General features: G+C 53.3%; 15 protein-coding genes. 13 read left to right on the top strand and 2 right to left on the bottom strand.

Going from position 1 to position 19542, the window contains the following annotated elements; all coding sequences use genetic code 11:
• Nucleotides 1-392: 392 nt before the first annotated feature.
• The 8 genes from BLP45_RS12365 (at nucleotide 393) to BLP45_RS12330 (ending at nucleotide 10203) form a co-directional block, all read left to right on the top strand.
• On the top strand, nucleotides 393-1211 hold the full coding sequence (locus BLP45_RS12365; protein WP_090372792.1) for a carotenoid biosynthesis protein: 819 nt from the start codon (nucleotides 393-395) through the stop codon (nucleotides 1209-1211).
• A gap of 244 nt (nucleotides 1212-1455) precedes the next feature.
• Nucleotides 1456-1764, top strand: coding sequence for a c-type cytochrome (locus tag BLP45_RS12360; RefSeq protein ID WP_090372791.1), 309 nt, complete (start codon nucleotides 1456-1458; stop codon nucleotides 1762-1764).
• A 143-nt stretch (nucleotides 1765-1907) separates the two neighbouring features.
• Nucleotides 1908-2396, top strand: a complete 489-nt coding sequence (locus BLP45_RS12355) for a DUF1499 domain-containing protein (protein WP_090372790.1) — start codon at nucleotides 1908-1910, stop codon at nucleotides 2394-2396.
• Nucleotides 2397-2484: 88 nt separating this feature from the next.
• Nucleotides 2485-4890 carry a penicillin acylase family protein gene (locus tag BLP45_RS12350; protein WP_090372789.1) on the top strand — a complete coding sequence of 802 codons (2406 nt, stop codon included), beginning with the start codon at nucleotides 2485-2487 and terminating at the stop codon, nucleotides 4888-4890.
• Between the two features lie 406 nt (nucleotides 4891-5296).
• Entirely contained in the window at nucleotides 5297-6568 is a 1272-nt protein-coding gene (locus BLP45_RS12345; protein ID WP_090372809.1) for a PQQ-dependent sugar dehydrogenase, read from the top strand.
• A 302-nt stretch (nucleotides 6569-6870) separates the two neighbouring features.
• A complete protein-coding gene (locus tag BLP45_RS12340) occupies nucleotides 6871-7929 on the top strand; it encodes a phytoene/squalene synthase family protein (protein WP_090372788.1) in 1059 nt (352 codons plus the stop codon).
• Nucleotides 7930-8065: 136 nt separating this feature from the next.
• Nucleotides 8066-9715 (top strand): MFS transporter, encoded by a 1650-nt coding sequence (locus tag BLP45_RS12335; protein WP_090372787.1) that lies wholly within the window; start codon nucleotides 8066-8068, stop codon nucleotides 9713-9715.
• A 194-nt stretch (nucleotides 9716-9909) separates the two neighbouring features.
• Nucleotides 9910-10203 carry a hypothetical protein gene (locus BLP45_RS12330; protein ID WP_090372786.1) on the top strand — a complete coding sequence of 98 codons (294 nt, stop codon included), beginning with the start codon at nucleotides 9910-9912 and terminating at the stop codon, nucleotides 10201-10203.
• 140 nt (nucleotides 10204-10343) lie between these two features.
• Here BLP45_RS12330 and dinB read toward each other — a convergent pair whose 3' ends face one another.
• Together dinB and BLP45_RS12320 are read right to left on the bottom strand one after the other, a co-directional pair.
• A complete protein-coding gene (dinB, locus tag BLP45_RS12325; RefSeq protein WP_090372785.1) occupies nucleotides 10344-11540 on the bottom strand; it encodes a DNA polymerase IV in 1197 nt (398 codons plus the stop codon).
• Nucleotides 11541-11585: 45 nt separating this feature from the next.
• Nucleotides 11586-14090: an ABC transporter permease gene (locus tag BLP45_RS12320; RefSeq protein WP_090372784.1), complete on the bottom strand. Its 2505-nt coding sequence runs from the start codon at nucleotides 14088-14090 to the stop codon at nucleotides 11586-11588.
• A 770-nt stretch (nucleotides 14091-14860) separates the two neighbouring features.
• Here BLP45_RS12320 and BLP45_RS12315 point away from each other — a divergent pair.
• The 5 genes from BLP45_RS12315 (at nucleotide 14861) to BLP45_RS12295 (ending at nucleotide 19528) form a co-directional block, all read left to right on the top strand.
• Nucleotides 14861-16735 carry a TonB-dependent receptor gene (locus BLP45_RS12315; protein ID WP_256327818.1) on the top strand — a complete coding sequence of 625 codons (1875 nt, stop codon included), beginning with the start codon at nucleotides 14861-14863 and terminating at the stop codon, nucleotides 16733-16735.
• Nucleotides 16736-16844: 109 nt separating this feature from the next.
• Complete coding sequence (gene moeB, locus BLP45_RS12310; protein WP_090372782.1) at nucleotides 16845-18017, top strand: molybdopterin-synthase adenylyltransferase MoeB; 1173 nt, start codon at nucleotides 16845-16847, stop codon at nucleotides 18015-18017.
• A 132-nt stretch (nucleotides 18018-18149) separates the two neighbouring features.
• Complete coding sequence (locus tag BLP45_RS12305) at nucleotides 18150-18593, top strand: M67 family metallopeptidase (protein ID WP_090372781.1); 444 nt, start codon at nucleotides 18150-18152, stop codon at nucleotides 18591-18593.
• Between the two features lie 58 nt (nucleotides 18594-18651).
• Complete coding sequence (locus tag BLP45_RS12300) at nucleotides 18652-19143, top strand: hypothetical protein (RefSeq protein WP_090372780.1); 492 nt, start codon at nucleotides 18652-18654, stop codon at nucleotides 19141-19143.
• Between the two features lie 112 nt (nucleotides 19144-19255).
• Nucleotides 19256-19528 carry a MoaD family protein gene (locus BLP45_RS12295; RefSeq protein ID WP_090372779.1) on the top strand — a complete coding sequence of 91 codons (273 nt, stop codon included), beginning with the start codon at nucleotides 19256-19258 and terminating at the stop codon, nucleotides 19526-19528.
• Nucleotides 19529-19542 lie beyond the last annotated feature (14 nt).

Here is a 19542-nt window from a genome sequence, read left to right as displayed (position 1 = left end):
CAGTATTGTTATTACTGGCGGCTGCCACCCTGCTGGCCGGAATAGCCGGAATGTTGGCCACTGTGCCCGGCAGGATATAGATATAATAGGTACCCCAACAATAGCAAAAAAGGGAGTGCTTCCTGTTCCGGGAAGGGCTGCATGAGGCATCTGGCAGCGATCGCCTCCATGGCGATGATATGACTTCATTACGCCAGTCCGTCAAAGAAGCTATGTCGCGCTGAGCGTAAGCGTACCCCTTTTCTCTCCCCGATTTCCCACCGATTATACGACTTGAACGATATAAGCCGGAGTCCGCGAAACGTCAAATGCTGAATTCGTACCAGGGTCATATGGACTAATGTACTGACAAGTCGGAATTATGCTTGACCCACTGAACAGATGGAATATGCATGGAAATTTTCAGCCTTCTCCTTAAAACGATTGCCCTTCGCCCCTACGTATTCGTATTTCTCACTGCCTTTCTGCTTTCCGCAGCCCGCCTTATCGGGTGGCGGAGAACAGGGTACTTCCTGGGGATCACCTGGCTTGTGGCCCTGCTGTGCGAATTTTCTTCCACCCGTACCGGCATCCCTTTCGGCTGGTACCACTATACCGGTTCAACAGTCGGCCAGGAACTATATATCTCAGATATCCCGTTTATGGACTCCCTCTCGTTTCCTTTCCTTCTGTATGCAAGTTATTGCATGGCCATGGCTTTTCTCCTGCCCGCCAGTGGCGCTGGAAACACCAGGTTCGGTATTGGCATCATTCGGATGCAGTTCCCCCTCGCTGCCAGAACGAGCTGGCCTGTGGCGGTACTCACGATCCTCTTTTTCGCATTTATTGATATCATTATTGACCCGGTCGCGCTCCGCGGGGAGCGCTGGTTCCTCGGGCAAATCTACTACTACCCAGAGCCCGGTACACATTTCGGTGTACCGGTCGCTAACTACATTGGCTGGGCCATCGTTGGTTTCCTCTCGCTCCGGGCCTATCTGCCGTTGGATCGCAAGCTTCAGCAGACGGATACCCCCCCCGGGTCGGTGACCGGACGTGTACTCCTTGGTTGCGGCCTCTATTATGGCGTATTGATCTTTAACCTCACAGTGACCTTCTGGATCGGCGAATCTCTACTTGGAATGACAGGATTACTCATTTATCTTCCGCTCACGGTGTTGCTCGCTCTTCGAGTCCTTGGTTGCCTGCCCCTGCAGGTTAAGGAAGATTAACGGTTAAAGGAATGAACAGCCAAACTTTTGACTTCCCGCTACTTCAGGTCGCAAGGCCCCGTTTCATGGAATCCAGATAGTTAATTGCGAAGTGCAAGCGTCTACCCTCTCCATAAATACCTGGTTAATACCACAACTAATACCTTAGCCGCCAGGGAGAAAGATATAATGCCAACAACGCCGTCCACGCGATTTGAAGTAAACCCTGAATTCCCATCCCTCAGAAAAAATTGGAGTGCAAAAAATGAAAAAAATAACTTTGTTGCTGGCGGTTTCTGCATTGGCGAGTGTAGTTGGTTGCTCGAAGAGTGATAATTACACACCGCCCGAAAATGCCAGCGGGGAAGATATATTTTATGCAAACTGTACCAAATGTCACAAGCCCGAAACAGCCGGGAGCGTGATGACATTGAGTTCCGCCACGGCGAACAAGGATGCCATTATCCAGAAAATACATACTGGAAGCATGTCCATGCCTGCCTTCCCGAATATTAAAGGTGAACAAGCGCAACGCCTGGCGGAATTTATACTCGCAAACAGCAGAACCAAGTAGTCCGCCCGTCAGTCTGTACCTAATATGGTATCGGCCAGGAAATACGATAACGGCGAGGAACGGATAACACTCGAACTGATGACGCCAGCATCGCGCGTTCAGGGGGCATTCTTTACCGGATCACTTCGGAACAGGATCCATACATGGTCGTTATTAAGTGGCTGCTTCTCGTCGTTGCTTTCATCATTATCGCGGGGGTGATTGCCGGTCAACTCGGGCTGCTCAAGGGTACCCAGCCTGCTGATCTGGGCGTGCATGAGGGCAGACTCAAGCCACCTTCAAACACACCCAATAGCGTATCCAGCCAGACCTTGCTCTACCCCGATCATCCGCAGCGCGCATACTCCAACATCGCGCCACTACCATTGAAGGGCGATGCCGCGGAAACGCTGGATCATATTGCCGGCATTGTGAAAGCCATGGACGGAGCACAAATAGTGAAAAGGGAACCTGATTATCTTTATGCTCAGTTTACTACCCGGATTATGAAGTACGTGGACGACACTGAATTCTGGTTTGACCCGGCCGCAAAGGTAATCCAGGTTCGCTCATCCTCACGCCTGGGAAGCGGCGATTTGGGCGTTAATCGCAAGCGCATCGAGTTTATTCGCCAGGAGCTCGGTTCTTCCTGAGCTTTTCAGTCGTATCGAATAATACCAACTCCGCTTGAGCCAAGGGCGCAGCATATCAATGCCGGTTGCCCATCACCCACTTCCTCTTATGACTGCGCTCCGCCTTATCCGCTGGTCCTTGCTCGCATTTCTTATACTCGCGCTGCTGCTGACGGGCGGTATCTGGCGGGTACTGCGTGGCAGCCTGCCACAATATGCAGGAACGGTGGACATGATCGATCTGACTGCGCCGGTCGCTGTTGAGCGCGACGCACTCGGCAGCGTGACGCTGCGCGCAAAAGATCATCATGATTTGGTCCGAGGACTCGGCTACGTCCACGCGCAGGAACGCTTTTTCGAGATGGACCTGATGCGGCGCAGCGCAGCCGGCGAACTCGCCGAATTATTCGGGCCAACCGCTCTGCCGTCTGACCGTAAAGCCAGATTGCACCGCATGCGTGCTCGTGCATCGGCAACATTGGAACGATTGCCGGCGTCCCAGCGGCAGTTGCTCGACGCATATCGGGACGGCGTGAATAATGGGCTCGATGCGCTTACCACGCCCCAATTTCCCTATCTTCTGACACGTACGCGTCCTCGCGCCTGGCGCAGCGAGGACAGCCTGCTGGTCGTGAAAGCGATGTATTTCACACTGAATGATGCCGCTAATCGCCGCGAACTCGCTTTCTCCGCAATGCACGCGGCATTACCGCAGGCCGCTTATCGGTTCCTGACAGCCGGCGGCGGAATGTGGGATGCACCGCTCGTCGGCGCTGCATTTCATTGGCCCCCGCTTCCCTCCGCCGACGAGCTCGATCTACGCAAGCTTGATCCCAGCCTCATACACCGCCCCGAGGAGCGTTACCTGGATGAGCATGACGACAATCTGCCCGGCAGCAACAGCTTCGCCGTTTCCGGCGCATTGACGTCCGGCGCCGCGCTGGTTGCGAACGACATGCATCTTAATCTGCGTGTGCCGAACATATGGTTCCGCACACGTCTGATCTATCCGAATTCCCGCCGCGCCGGACGAATGAATGACGTTATCGGTGCCAGCCTGCCCGGCACTCCGGCCATTGCTGTCGGTTCCAACCGGCAAATCGCCTGGAGTTTTACAAACAGTTATGGGGATTTCCTGGATTGGGTCCGTATTACACGGCATCCTGCGGATGCCTTGCTATATCGTAGCGCGACGGGATGGAAATCCATCGCAGTTCACCGGGAAATCCTGCATGCGCTGGGGGCACCGGACGAGACACTGGATGTTCAAGAAACGGAATGGGGCCCAATCCTGGCCGCCGACCACGATGGGACGCCACTCGCGCTGGCCTGGACGGCCCATCGGCCAGGCGCGATAAATATGGAACTTGCCCTCCTGGAACAGGCGGAAACCGTGGACGAAGCAATCGCGATTGCGCAAAATTCCGGCATTCCCGCGCAGAACTTTATCGTCGGCGATCGAGAAGGCAGAATAGGCTGGACCATTGCAGGGCGCATTCCGGCGCGGGTCGGCGACTATGATCCGATACTTCCGGCGGACTGGAGCGCGCCCGGCACGGGATGGAACGGGTGGCTCATGCCCAAACAATACCCGCTGATCGTGAATCCGGCGGAGCGGCGTCTGTGGAGCGCCAATGCCCGTCCCGTCGACGGCCTCATGCTCGACCGGCTCGGCGATGGCGGCTACGAACTTGGTGCGCGCGCAAAGCAGATCCGTGACAGCTTGCGCGAACAGGAGCACTTCTCCCCGGCCAGTATGCTCGCCATACAGCTTGATGACCGCGCATTGTTCCTGACGCGCTGGCAACAACTTCTCGAATTGACTTTGGATCGGACGGAAGCAGCCCCGTGGCATATCGGGATGAAGCAGGCGCTCGGCGACTGGAATGGGCATGCCGCAACAGCATCGGTTGCTTACCGGGTGGTACGCGCCTTCCGCCAGGAGGTCATTGATAATGTACTCGACGGTTTTGCCGCCGTTGTCCGAAGCAGCGACCCTGGCTTTGTGCTGCCGAAGTTAAATCAGGCCGAACATGCGGTGTGGACATTGATCGAGAGCCGGCCGCAACACCTGTTATCGCCAAGTTACACCGATTGGGAGGATTTGCTCGCCACATCTGCCAGGCGTGTGGCCGAGCGCATGCAGAACCGGCCGGGCGGCATCGCGGCACGCAGCTGGGGTGAGCGAAATACCGCGCGCATCCGGCATCCGTTCAGCCATGCTCTGCCGGAATTTATCGCAAGCTGGCTGGACATGCCAAAGGACGCACTGCCTGGCGACAATAATATGCCGCGCGTACAGTCATCGGCCTTTGGCGCTTCGGAACGTTTCGCGGTCGCCCCGGGCGATGAAGAGCATGGCTATTTCGAAATGCCCGGCGGGCAGAGCGGGCATCCGCTCTCACCGTATTATGGTAGCGGGCATACCGATTGGGTGACTGGCAAACCAACGCCGTTCCTGCCCGGACCACCCGGGCAGATACTGCACTTGCGCCCGGTTACGAACATACCATAAGCACTCCCGCTCGAGCCATCGGCCCATATGATAGAAACATGCGTCATGTGAGTCGGCGAAAGGACAAGCATAGCGACCGCTTTTCCCGTTGTGGAAGATCATCTCGACCTCGGCCACGCGGCCTGAACTCCTTTCTCGTAGCGAGTATAGATGTAGACCACAGCCTTGCCGTGCGCCCTATTGTCCATACGGGCTTCTCCTCCCAATGGCATCGAAGGGTGCCAGGCGGCAATTTCCATCAAATAGTCAACAGAAGAGGAGTTCATTTCATTGACCATATAGGAAGGTTGTCCTATATACAGAAGGTAAAGTTCTTCGTACGATTCACGTGTTACCGGCAGAAACCCGGTTAAAGACCAACCGGAGATTGATGCCCATCCGTAAAACCCGGTCTTAAGGAACTATAATGATCAAGTCATTTTCCGCCCTGTTCGCTGTGGTATTTGCCGCTACCACTTGGGCATCACCTGTTCCGCCACTCCAAACCCAGATCGTCGCCACCGGCCTTGACCGTCCTTTGTTCGCCACCGCACCCGAGGGGGATTCACGGTTGTTCATTGTCGAGCAAGGTGGCTTGATCAAGATTCTTCAAAACGGGACAGTGCTACCCACTCCTTTTCTCGATCTATCCGATTCGGTCAACACGGTTAGCGAGCGCGGCCTACTTGGGATGGCGTTCGATCCGGATTTCGCGGACAATGGGCGTTTCTATGTCAACTACATAGACAGCACCACCCTCGATACGGTGGTTGCCACCTACCAGGTAGCCAGCGGACAGCCGAACATGGCGGACACCGCCAGTAAGCAAACCATAATCACAATCGATCAACCCGAGTTCGCCAATCACAAGGCGGGGTGGATCGGTTTCCGTCCTGGCGAGGCTGACAATCTTTACATCGCCACCGGCGACGGCGGATCCGCCAACGACCCGCAGAATCGCGCGCAGAACCTCACTGACAATCTTGGTAAAATGCTGCGTGTCAATGTATCGGCCGACCAGTTGCCCGGCGACACCACGCAATATGGCTACGCCATTCCCGCCGGCAATCTAGCGGATGGGAATCCTCAAATCAACCCTGAAATCTATGCTTACGGACTGCGTAATCCATACCGCGACAGTTTCGACCGGGAAACGGGCACCCTCTATATCGCCGATGTCGGCCAGAACAATCGCGAAGAAATCAATATTGGCGCGGCTGGGACCAACTATGGCTGGCGCAAATTTGAGGGAAACTTGTTGAACTTTCCTGATGATCCACAGATTGCAAACCACACGCCACCGATCTACGATTATAGTCATGGTGACGAGGGAGCTTCAATCACCGGCGGCTATGTGTACCGTGGATCGCTGATCGATGGACTGGAAGGCACCTACTTTTTCGCCGACTTCGTTACCGATAAAGTGATGTCTTTCCGCTTCACCGGTTCCCCCATTACCGACGCTGGAGTCACCGACCGAACCGCCGAACTGTTGTCTCCAACCGGCATTTCCGGAAGCATTTCTTCATTTGGCGAGGACGGCTTCGGCAATCTGTATTTGGTGAGCCTCAACGGACAAGTGGGAATGATCACGGCCATACCAGAGCCGGAGAGCTACGCGATGATGCTGGCGGGAATGGCTCTGGTTGCCCTATGTGTCAGGCGCAGAGAGAAAGCGGCGGCGTCTATGCACATTTAGCCTGTCGCAAAATATGCGGCATTGCCGGGGCGCTTTAAATGCAGCGTCGCAGTATTGTATTATTCATTCGATTGATGGGTTGCGCTGCGCCCCACCCATCCTACGCAAATAGCATAAATAATAACGCCGCCCTGATTTTACTCGAACTCCAAATCATGGTTTTTTAGTTTCGTTAATACTGTCCGCTAAAATCAGAAGCTTCTCCTCCCGAAAATAGCAGCTCGAAGCAATATCTTGACCTTCAGGTTCGGCAGCATGTAATGTTCGCTCCTGTTGATTGAGTGGCTTCGGAATTTCTATCCTTGAGTACTGATCCCGCCACACACGAACTTCTTCACGGCATCCTCAAGCAGGTCTCCCGTTCGTTTTATCTCACGCTTAACGTACTGCCGGCAGACGTTCGCGACCAGATGGGGCTGTCGTATCTTTTTGCGCGCGCGGCCGATACCATCGCCGATACAGATCTCATCGACCGTGAGCGGCGGCTGAAATACCTTAATCAGTTCCGTGCGCAATTCCGAACTTCTGAAATTGACTGGAAGGCTGTCCAGGAGATTCAAACCGCACTCATTCCTCACCAGAAAGACTCTGCGGAAAGCATTCTTCTCCAGCGATTGGAAGATTGCCTGAAATTATACGAAACCTTCTCTACCGGCGATCGGGAGCGAATCCGATGGCTGATGGAGATACTGCCCGACGGGATGGAAATGGATCTGGTCCGTTTTCCCGGCGAGTCAAGCGGGCGGCTTACCGCATTGTCCACGCTGGACGAATTGGATACGTATACTTACTATGTCGCTGGTTGTGTCGGAGAATTCTGGACCAGAATGGTCTATGCGCATTGTCCGGCAATGGCACGGTGGAATATCGCTGAAATGTCCGCTATCGGGGTAAGATTCGGGAAAGGGCTGCAACTTACGAACATCGTAAAGGATATTGCCCGTGATCTGCACAATGGACGCTGCTATGTCCCGGAATCGCTCCTGAAGGAAGCCGGATTGAAACCAGCGGATTTGCTGAATGAAGGCAGTCTGCCGAAATTCAGGCCAATCCTGGACCAGCTCGTCAGACTCGCCATGGAACACCTGGACCAAGGCTGGATTTATGCCACAGCGATACCTCGCTCCGAGATTCGTCAGCGGTTGGCCTGCATGTGGCCAATTTTATTGGCCGGGGAGACCCTCAAACGGATCGCAGCCGCTCCTGACTTGCTTGATCCGGCCGTCAATATCAAGGCGCCCCGCAGTGTTGTTTACCGCGTGATGATGCTGACGGTATTTACCGGGGCCAGTGGATACGTGGGAACAGGCTACTGGAACCACCTCAGAAAACAGGTTGCCGCAGCTCGCATGTCGCGCTAGCGTAGCCTTATCCGACAATTCAGCGGATGAACCCCCTTCAAATTCGGCGGGGGTAAAAGCAGGCGCTCTGCCAAGCGCTATTCGCAAAAGGCTTTAATATGCCCAAACAAATACATATCATGAAAAACCCGATGTCATGACAACCGCACCGGCGACCGGATTTTTCTCGGCTGTGGCCCGCTGGCTTGATGCCAATATTTTTGCACTTGGACGAGAAATGCGATTGTCCTATCTGCCGCCGCTCATGGTTTATGCCGCAGCCGGCATTTCGGGACTGACAGGAATCGTTGGCACATTTTATGTCAAGGAACGGCTGGGGCTTTCCGCCGAGTTTCTGGCGGCGCTCGGGTTCTGGATGATGCTGCCGTGGGCATTGAAAATGCCGCTCGGCCATCTAGTGGATCTGGTATGGCGCTGGAAAAGCCTGCTGGTGTATCTTGGCGCAAGTCTCATCACGCTGAGTCTGCTGATCATGATCGGGCTGCTCGGGCATACCGACGCGATGCGCGCCGTAATCGCGGTGGAAGCCTGGTACGTCATCGCGGCACTGCTCGCGCCAATCGGCTATGTGCTTCAGGATGTCGTTGCCGATGCGATGACGGTCGAAGCCGTGCCGCGGGTGAACGCCTATGGAGAACCGCTGGCGCTCGACGCTCGTAAATCCATGCACGTCACCATGCAGACACTCGGGCGTGTTGCCATCATCAGCGGTGGAGTCTTGGTCTCGGTGGCAAACGTCTTCCTGTTGCAAGGCGTGGGTGAGTTACCCGAGGCGGAGAAAGGCGCCACCTATTTGTTCGTCTACCAACTCGCCTTGATCATCCCCCTGGCTTCGGTCTTCGGTGTTTTGTTCGCAACCTGGCTGAGACGGCGGGATGTGGCGCGGCTTGTAGCACAGGGGCATAGCCGCCAGGAATGTGAAGCACTGCTTGGCACTTCCGTTGAAGCGCCAGCGGTGAACTGGTGGATTCTCGGTGGCGGGCTCGCCTTTACCGTCGTATCCCTGAGCGTTGGTCTTAGCCGCGTTCCGGGTGGAGAAGAAATCGTCTTCTGCGTTTCCATGGCAATCGTACTATTTCTGATGTGGAGATTGACTGGGGAGCTTGAACCCCATGCGCGCAACGTCCTGGTCGGCACAGCGATTCTGATATTCGTGTTCCGCGCCGTACCAGGGCCGGGCGCGGGTTCGACATGGTGGATGATCGATAAGCTGGGCTTCGATCAACAATTTCTCGCTACATTATCGCTGGTCGGCGCGATACTGACGCTTGCCGGAATGTTCATTTTCCGCCGTTTCATGGCCGAGCGTTCGATTGCCTACATTATCGGTTTTCTAACCGTCGCCGGAACCCTGCTATCCCTGCCGATCGTCGGCATGTACTTCGGTCTGCACGAGTGGACCGCCTCGCTCACCGGCGGCGTTGTGGATGCGCGGTTTATCGCCCTTATCGATACCGCGCTGGAATCGCCTCTCGGCCAGATTGCCATGATTCCGATGCTGGCGTGGATCGCAAATTCGGCACCGGAAAAGCTCAAGGCGACGTTCTTCGCTGTGATGGCCTCATTCACCAACCTTGCCCTGTCCGCTTCACAGCTTGGAACCAAGTATCTGAACCAGTGGTTTGTAGTCACTCGCGAAGTGATAGACCCCGTTACCAGCCACATTACAACGCCGGCCGATTATAGCGAGCTCGGCCTGTTGCTGATCACAGTGACTGTAATCGGCTTTACGTTTCCGCTATTTGCTATCCTGTTAGTCAAAAGAACGCGCTTTCGCAATGCATGAGCCGGTTATTGCTACTGACGGATTCAAGTCTAAGACTCCTGGTTCCCACTTCATTACTTGACACCATTTCACCCGCGGTCCATCATTCTTCGGGAGCAAAGGGTATTAGCTCCACCGGATTCCTCGCTGCCAGAGCGACGGATTTCCTGTTCGTCAACCTACCCTCCTACCTTCCTTGCAGGAGCGGCGAAGAAATGCAACCAGTATTGCGGCAAAAGGGCCACGTAACGCTATTTACGCTACTGCTGATTGTTTTTGCGGCATCGATGGCGTACTGGCTCTGGCTCGCCCATGCTCAGGTGTCCCTGGAAATCGAGCTTACCTGTCGTCAACTCGGCGCGGACGCCTGTGCGCTCGCCAAGGCCCGCTATATGAATAGCTTTTATGCCGCTTGGCTGACACAGATGTTTCCGTGGATACTCCCGTTCGTTCCGGCCTTTATTTACGTATTCTTTTTTCGCTGGCTACGCAAGAACCGGAATCCCTGAATTGAACGAGCGATGGTAAAAGGGAAATGGCGAGGCGAAGCAGCAGGGCTTCGCAAACTGGCCTTCGCAATTAGGGCGCGTTTTATAAGTCGCAGTCCAGATCCCTGGACACTTCCGAAACATTTTTGATGGCAGCTGGTTCAGGCCGATTCCGAGCTGGACACGGGAGACTTCTGTTCAACAGGTGATACGGTTAGCGGTAATTCCCTTTGGCGCGATTTGCCATTATCGTGCGGAACACTATTACTTGAAGATAAGGCGCTGGCTCGCACGCCCAGCAAACGCAGCTTTTGCTTCAACGGTACGCGCCGCAGACAGTCCTGTGCCACGCCCCGGATGGTAGCGGGATCTGCCGTAGGAAGGGATAGCGTAATATCGCGGGTAACGGTGCGAAAATCCTCATACCGCAACTTGATGCCAATGGTGCGGGCAACGTAGCCCTTGCGCTGGAGATCCTGTGCGACGTTTGTGCATAGCGCCGTGAAAATTTCTGTCAAGGTGGAACGATCATGGCGGGAGTGGAGATCTCGTTCGAAAGTCGTTTCCCGGCTGATCGACTTAGGCTCGGAATTCGTGATTACCGGCCGCTCGTCGATTCCGTGAGAAACCTCATGCAGCCAGCGGCCATAACTGCCGCCGAAATGCACCTGCAAAAAAGAAGGATCTGCTGCCGCCAGTTCGGCAATCGTTATGATACCTAGGGCGGCGAGCTTTTGGGCCGCTTTGGGGCCGATTCCACTGATTTTTCCGACAGATAGAGGCCAGATCCGATCAGGTATCTCCGCCAGGCTCAGAATGGTGAGACCATCCGGTTTTTCAAGGTCAGAGCAGATTTTTGATAGCAGCTTGTTGGGCGTTACGGCAATGGAACAGGAAAGCCCGGTGGCTTCACGTACCGCATGTTTAATGCGCGTGGCAAGCATCACTGTGTCATCGGGTAGCTCGCTTAGATCAATGTAGATCTCGTCAATGCCATGATCTTCGATTCGAGGGGCAATGCCGGCCACGGCAGTTTTAAACAGCTGCGAATAGTGGCGGTAGGCCTGGAAGTCCGCAGGCAGCAGGATAGCATCAGGAGCCAGTTGTGCGGCTTTCATGAGGCCCATGCCCGAGAAGATGCCGAAAACACGTGCTTCGTAAGTGGCCGTCGTCACCACACCTCGTCCCGCATAAGCACCCAGCCGAGCGAAAATCCGCCTACCGTTTTTGCAGAGCATGGGTTGCCTATCGCTGCCTCCGCCGATGACAACGGGTAATCCGCGCAAATCCGGATAGCGCAATAACTCGACCGATGCGTAGAAAGCATCCATATCAAGATGAGCAATGCGGCGGCGCATATACTGAGCTATTTGATCAACGCGGCGAGTCCCTGCGATGCCTCATCAAATCCTCCGTAAAGTCAGGAGCGGCGGTGTTGAGAGCGCAGAGCGAGTTCCCATCAGACCGGCCACGGTTACACCGATAATTCCGACAAGTAAGCCGATCAGCCATATCCATGGGTTGAAAGTGTAAGCCAGGTTCAATGTATATTCGCCAATGACATAGCCTAGCGCGCTGGCTCCCGCCGCGGCAAAAAGTCCGGCTAGCCCGCCAAGTATGGCAAATTCGGCTGCCCAGGCGCGCGCCAATTGGCCGCGCTTTGCCCCCAAAGTGCGGAAGATGGCAGCCTCGTGAATGCGCTCGTCCTGCGTCGAGGCGATTGCGGCATATAACACTGCCACCCCCGCCAGTAACGTAAACAGGAAAACGAATTCAACTGCTTTGGTCACTTGTTCGATCATTTTATGGACTTGACTGATAATGGTCGCCACATCGATTACAAGCAGATTGGGAAACGCTTTGATCAGTTGATTTGCCACCTCCATACGTTCCGGCGGCAGGTGAAAACTGGTAATGTAGGTTGCCGGATAACTTTCCAGCAAGCCGGGTGGGGTGACGATGAAAAAGTTGACGCGGAAGGAGTCCCAGTCTACTTTCCTCAGGCTGGTAATCGTGGCGGAAAATGTGCTGCCCGCCACATCGAAAGTCAGCGTGTCGCCCAGGCCGAACCCCATCGTTTTCGCGATGCCCTCCTCCATTGACATCACCGCTTTTCCGGTATCTCCGCTTTTCCACCAGCGGCCTTTGATAATCTGGTTGTCACTCTGCATTTCCGCTGCCCACGACAGATTGAACTCACGCTCTACCAGCCGCCTTGCGCGGATATCGGCGTAATCCCCCGCTGCGATGGCATTGCCGTTAATGGCGGTCAGACGCCCGCGAACCATTGGAAAAATCGGCGGCTGCATGAAGTGGTGCTGTTTAAAAAATGCGGCCAGAGGCTCCAACTGCCCTTTTTGAATGTTGACCAGGAAATGGTCAGGGGCATCAGACGGCAGGCTGGTGCGCCAGTTTTGCAGCAAATCGTCTCGAATCAACGTCAATGCCAGCAGCGCCATCAACCCCAGCCCCAGCGCCACCGCCTGAACCACGCTGGAAGTTGCGCGCCGCCGGATGCTTGCCAATCCGTAACGCCACGCACCGCCAGTTTGGCTGCGCATATGCGCTAAAGCTTTTACCAACATGAATCCAAGCAAGCCGAAAACCGCTATCGCTGCCGCGAATCCACCCATGACAGAAGCACCCAGCCGCACGTCGCCGGCTTTCCACAAAAATAATACTGACAGCGCCGCCAGCCCCAGTGCATAGCCGATAAGACTATCAGGATTCTGCATGCCAATGTCCCGGCGTAATACTCGCAACGCAGGTACGCTTCGCAAATTAAGCAGGGGAGGCAACGCAAAGCCAAGCAATAACACCAGGCCAGTCAGCAATCCATGCACGGCAGGCCACACGCTGGGCCACGGCAATTCCGCATCCACCAGCCCGGAGAGCCAAAAAGCGAGAGCCTCCTGCGCGACAAAACCGAGCAAACAACCGGCCCCGCTGGCAATCAATCCCAGAGCGGCGAAATGGCACAGGTAGAGGCGCAGCATCGCCGGCTGACTTGCTCCCAGGCAACGCATTACCGCGCAGCCATCGAGATGGCGCTGGGTAAAGCGGCGCACGGCAAGTGCCGCCGCAGCCGCCGCCAGTACCACGCTTGCCAGGGCGGCCAGGCTGAGAAACTTTTCCGCCCGCTCCAGGGCCGCTTTAATTTCAGGTCGGGCATCGCGAATGCCTTCGATTCTTTCTCCAAGCGTCAAATGCGATTGGGCCCATTTCCGGAAATTCTCCACCTCGCCGGATTCCCCCGAAACCAACAGGCGATAACCGATGCGGCTACCATGCTGCACTAGGCCGGTCGCGGGCAAATCAGCTGCGTTTATCAGCACGCGCGGCCGTAAGTTAATGAATCCGATGGAATAATCCGGCTCCTGTGTTATCAGCGCGCTGACGGTGAAATTAGATGCACCCAGTTCAATTGTGTCGCCTCGTTGGAGATCAAGGCGAATCATGAGCTTCTCATCGACCCATGCAGAGCCGGGAGGCGGAATTGCATTGGCGATACGGGTAACGCGTGACGATGGCACATCGCGAAAGTCCTCACTGATACGCAATTCGCCGCGCAAGGGATAACCGGCGGTAACCGCCTTGATCTCCGTCAATAAAGTGTTTTCCCCTTTTGCCGCCATGCTGGGAAATTTCACCGCGGTGGAAACGGTCAGCCCCAGCTGTTTCGCTTCGTCCGCATAATGCGGGGGCAGCGGGTGATCAGCGAAAATTATCAAATCCGCACCGAGTAACTGGTTGCCTTGGCGGGAAAGCGCCAACTGCACCCGGTCGGCGAAAAATCCCACGGTAGTCATTCCACCCACCGCGATTACCAGCGCAAACGCCAGCACACGCAACTCGCCCGCGCGCCAGTCGCGGCGAAGCATCCGGAAGGAAAGCTTGATTGCGTTCATAAGAACCTTATACAAATATGAGTTTCGTTGAAATGGAAATTCAAAAACTTATCGGTTATATACCCACCGTACGCCTTAATATTTTTAAACCATACCTCATTTAGAACACAAATTTCTCACAGCCACGTAAGGTTCTATTTTACCGATTAAGATTAGAAATTTGCCACAATCCGATCATTACGCCTCTTTAATTCAAAAAATTGCGCTTACGACAATATTTCATGCGGGACTCGTAGCAACCACCCGTAGCAGAAACCTATATCTAATGAAATCGTATAATGCATTTTGCATATTTTGGTGATAAGAATGAGCTGATTGAAACTCTCATTCTCTATTGATACCAAATCGTCTGACGGCTCTACTCACTCCGCATAGTGACCATTAAAGGTGCGGCAATATGTCGCATGCGACAATATGACACATGCGGCAATATGCCACATTCCTAATCTCATCAATTTGTTTTACATTCCCCATTGAGCAAGCATAGAGCGTTTGTAACAAGCAATCTCCAGGCATTTGTACTTATGTAGGATGGGTAAGTGTGGCATAACCCATCAAAACCACAGAAAGCTTTATAGGGAATATAGAAGCATAAGAAGCAACATTGATTATGCGCGCAGGCCATGATTTAGAAAATGATATATGAAGGCACGAACTGGTTTTGTCTCGCTGTATAAGCAATTCAAACAAAAATAAGAAAAATGAAAATAAGAAAAATCGTAGTAGCCGTAACATGCGCAGCTGTAACAATGATTTTCTCAGGGTTTGCAATGGCACAGAGTACCGCATCATCTCCGAGTACCCCACTATCTCCGGTTGTTGTAACAGCTAATCCGATCATTGATCGCGTTCGCATCGACCCGTTTTCAAGCACATCCGCGGTGGTCAACGAGAGCCAGTTGCGCGATCAGAATGCGTTCGATCTGGCTTCAGCACTGCGCCGTACCCCCGGGGTGCAAATATCACGCTACAACCCGGTGGGCGGCTTTGGTGGCGATCAAGGCGGCGCCGTTTATATTCGCGGAATGGGCGTAAGCCGTCCAGGCAGCGAAATCAAGACTTACATTGATGGCGTTCCGTTTTACATGGGCGTATGGAATCACCCGTTGCTCGACTTGTTGCCCGTCAATGGCATGCAGTCCATCACTGTTTACAAGAGCCCACAACCGCAAATCAACGGAAACAACTTTGCCTCGATCAATCTGGAAACCAAGCGTGCAACCGAAGATGGCGTGCAGGCCAATGGAAGAATATCCGGGGGATACTTTAGCACCTTTATTGAGCAAGCAGATCTGGTGGGACGCAGGGGTAACGTCGATTTTATGCTGGCACAAGGCCACGCCCAGTCGAATGGTCACCGGCCCAATGCGAGCGGCGAATTGAATAACGTCATGGGCCGCATCGGCGTGCGGCTGAATGCCGATTGGTCGGTTGGCACGAGCTTCCTTTATGTCGACAACCAGGCGCGTGACCCGGGGGATAATCGTCTGCCGATGCCTGCAGTAGCGCCACAATACAACACTCAGGCGGGAATGGTTTCTTTTTTTTTATCGCATCGTCATGGTGACTGGCGTGGGGATTTGCGTTTTTACCACAATAGAGGCGAAGGCAATTGGTTGCATCAACCCGGACTGGAAGGGGATCAGTTCAATAATTTCCAGATGACTGGCGTGCGCTGGAAAGAAGAATTCTCTCTATGGAAGGGTGGAGCTATTGTTGCCGGATTGGATAGCGATTGGGTTTCAGGTAATACGCGATTTAACAGAATAGCCCCAGCACCCCAGGGCAACTTTAATTCACCGACTTTTCGCGTCACCTCACCTTACGTCGCGCTGAGCCAGAAGATCGATCTAGGCAAAGGCTGGTCGCTCGTCCCGGCACTCGGGATACGAGTATATGACCATAGCGTGTTCCAAACCAGAACGTCGCCACATGCCGGCCTGTCCCTGGTTTCCGAGAGAGTCACGATATTCGGCAATGTGTCACGCGGCATCAACTATCCGGGTTTGGAAGCTCCGGTTCTCTCCTCCTTGATTCCTCCGCTGGGACAAACATGGAAACAACTTGCCGCGGAGGAACTCCATCACGCCGAAGTCGGTGTGAAGCTGACCCCTACTGATACAACGCAAATCGATATCAGCGTGTTTGTCGACCAGGTAAAAAACCGCTACATCTTTGGTTTCCCGCCACTTGTTCCACCGCCTCCTCAGTTTTTGAATCTCGGTACCTATGTGATGCGTGGCGCCGAAATTGCAATCAGACAAAATATTACCCCGAATTGGACGATATTTGGCGGCCTGACCCTGCTTGATCCCAGCATCGACAATTTGCCCTATACACCAAAGAGGGCTGTTACGGCGGGTATAAATGGGCAGATAGGGCCTATCCGCTTGACAATCGATACCCAGTATCAGTCAAGCATATTGGCGCTTAGCCGTCCGCGCGCAGCGGGAGTCCCCAGCACCGAGCAAGTTGATGCATTTGTGATCATGAATGCGCGTGTCTCTCACCGGCTGCCGATGCTAGGCAAAAGAGGCGAAATTTTCGTAGCCATGGAAAACCTCCTGGATGCCAACTACGCTTATCGGCCAGGGTATCCCATGCCGGGGCGCTGGGGTCAAATCGGCTTATCCGCGAGCTTCTGAATATTCAGTATTCATAAATAAAGGCATCGCATTCAATCTTATCTTCCGGATTCATTTTCGATTCCAGTGTTAAGGAAACTAAAGGTTGATTTAAACATGGAGGTTTCTAATGCAACTATTACCGCTAGTACACCCTTCGAAAGACTTGAGCAATGATGAGATTTCACGGTACAGCCGTCATCTGTTGATTCCTGACGTTGGTTTGGAAGGACAGAAGCGCCTCAAGAATAGTAGAGTCCTGGTGATAGGCGCCGGGGGCCTAGGATCTCCGGTACTTCTGTATCTCGCTGCGGCGGGAGTTGGGACGTTGGGAATCACCGACTTCGATATCGTCGATGAATCAAACCTGCAAAGGCAAATCATTCATGGGCAATCGGATATCGGAAGATTCAAATCCAAGAGCGCGAAGGACGCTATCAACGAACTGAACCCTTATGTTCATGTTCAGCTCCATACTGAACGCTTGGAAGCAAATAATGCTATGGGGATAATTCCCGGCTATGACCTGATTATCGATGGGACGGATAATTTTGCTACGCGATATCTTGTCAATGATGCCTGCGTGCTTGCGGGAAAACCCTATGTCTGGGGATCCATCTTCCGGTTCGAAGGACAAGCTTCCGTCTTCTGGGAAGATGCGCCGGGCGGACGCGGTCTGAATTATCGTGATCTTTACCCTGAGCCGCCCCCATCAGAAATGGCACCTTCCTGCGCGGAAGGTGGGGTATTAGGCATTCTTTGCGCATCGATCGGTGCAATCATGGCGACAGAGGCTATTAAATTAATCACTGGCCTGGGCGAAACCTTACTCGGCCGCCTCGCTGTCTATGATGCCCTGGATATGACGTATAGATTTATACCGTTACGGCGAGCGCCGGTAAGAACTTCTATAACGGCACTGATCGATTATCAGGAATTTTGCGGATCAAGGAAATTGGCAACCGACAACAAAACAAATGTTCCGGTGATCAGTGCCTTGGAGTTGAAACAACTGCGGGAAAGCGGCATGGATATGCAGCTCATCGATGTCAGAGGAATCGAAGAATGGAACATTGTCCGTATTGAAGGTGCAAGCCATATACCTAAAAACAAGATCATGTCGGAAGAAAATTTATCCCGGTTAAACAAAGAAGACCTCATCATCCTTCACTGCAAGATGGGCATTCGCTCCAAGGATGTTCTCATGGAAATGCAAAAACATGGTTTTACAAATGTAAAGAGCTTGGACGGAGGAATCTTAGCGTGGATAAGGGATGTCGATCGCTCATTGCCAGGCTATTAGTTGAGCTAGGGAGATTATTAATTATTAAGCAATTGCTTAATTTGCCACGATTAAAAGAGCTGCTTCTTCTGGCAGAACAGAGAATTCTGTTTTTCATTTCAATCAACCTACTATCCCAGGAGTTGAAGAATTATGCTGACGATACACGCCAAACTTGTCGAAGCGATGCTTGCTCAAGCACATAAAGATCATCCTATTGAAACCTGTGGAATCATCGCCGGACCCGCGGGTTCAAATCTTCCGCTACGTTTTATTCCAATGCGCAATGTGGCCCAATCGGAAACTTTTTTTAGATTCGATTCCCAGCAGCATCTTCAGGTTTGGAGAACAATGGAAATGCGAAGCGAGGAGCCCATCGTTATCTACCATTCGCACACCAATACGCAAGCCTACCCCAGCCGTATCGATGTCCAATATGCAACAGAGCCGCGATCTCATTACGTCATCATTCCAACAGATGCGGTTTATAGGGAAGAGATCCGCAGCTTCCGCATTGTGGACGGCATGGTGACCGAAGAACGAGTCAGAATGCTGGATTCATATAAAGCAGAATGGGAATTGTCAATGGTGGCCTAAGTTGTATAACCCTTCCCATAAACCCAGGCGAACTATACCAATCTAGGGAGAGATTAAAGTGAATACATCAAGAATCGCCGTCATGCTTATTGGTGCTACGCTGGCGGGAGCATCAATGTCTGGCGGGGCGCACAACGAAGCATATTTCGAATCCAAAGAATCGGCCCATGGCGGGCAGACACGCATGGCCGGTCCTTATCACATCGAGCTTGTCGCCAAGGATAAGGAGATTGTGCTCTATGTAATGGATCATGCCGACCGTAATTTGAGCACCCTGGGCGGCGGCGGCAAAGCGACCGTTCAAGTCGGCAAGGCCAAGGATAAAACTTCGGTCAAGCTGGAACCGGCAGGTGAAAATATGTTTAAGGGAGCGGGAGATTTTGCTGTTACCCCCCAGACGGTGGTGACAGTGTTCGTTGAACTGCCAGGACAGGAAGCCGCAACTGCTCGCTTTACTCCGCTCAAATCCACGTCCAAGAATATCCAGAAAGCGAACGTTTCTGAGCTGCAAGCGGGCAACAAGGAAGATCATCACCATCACCATAGGTGATATTGCCAGTCGTAAAGGGAGCCCGGAGCTTGAATTGAAGTCGATCTCCACGCTTCGCCCCTCCTCCCACAATTTCTAGTTTTTTTGATCATAAAACCGAAAAGGAATAACTATGCCTATCACTGTGAATATCCCAACCATACTTAGACCGCTCACCAATAATCAGAAGCGCATCGAAATTTCTGGTTTCAATGTTCTTGAAGTCATCGACCAATTGGAGCACCAGTATCCCGGCGTTAAGGAGAAACTGATTACCGAAGGGGAGTCACACAGCTTCATTAATATTTACGTAAACGATGATGACATTCGCTTTGGCAATGGGCTATCAACACAGCTGCGAGATGGCGATTCATTGACCATTTTGCCCGCTGTCGCGGGAGGGTAAGCTGAACTCACTCG

Origin of the sequence: Nitrosospira sp. Nl5, from assembly GCF_900102495.1 — a bacterium.
Taxonomy (GTDB): Bacteria; Pseudomonadota; Gammaproteobacteria; order Burkholderiales; family Nitrosomonadaceae; genus Nitrosospira.
This window is presented reverse-complemented; position numbering and strand designations above follow the sequence as displayed.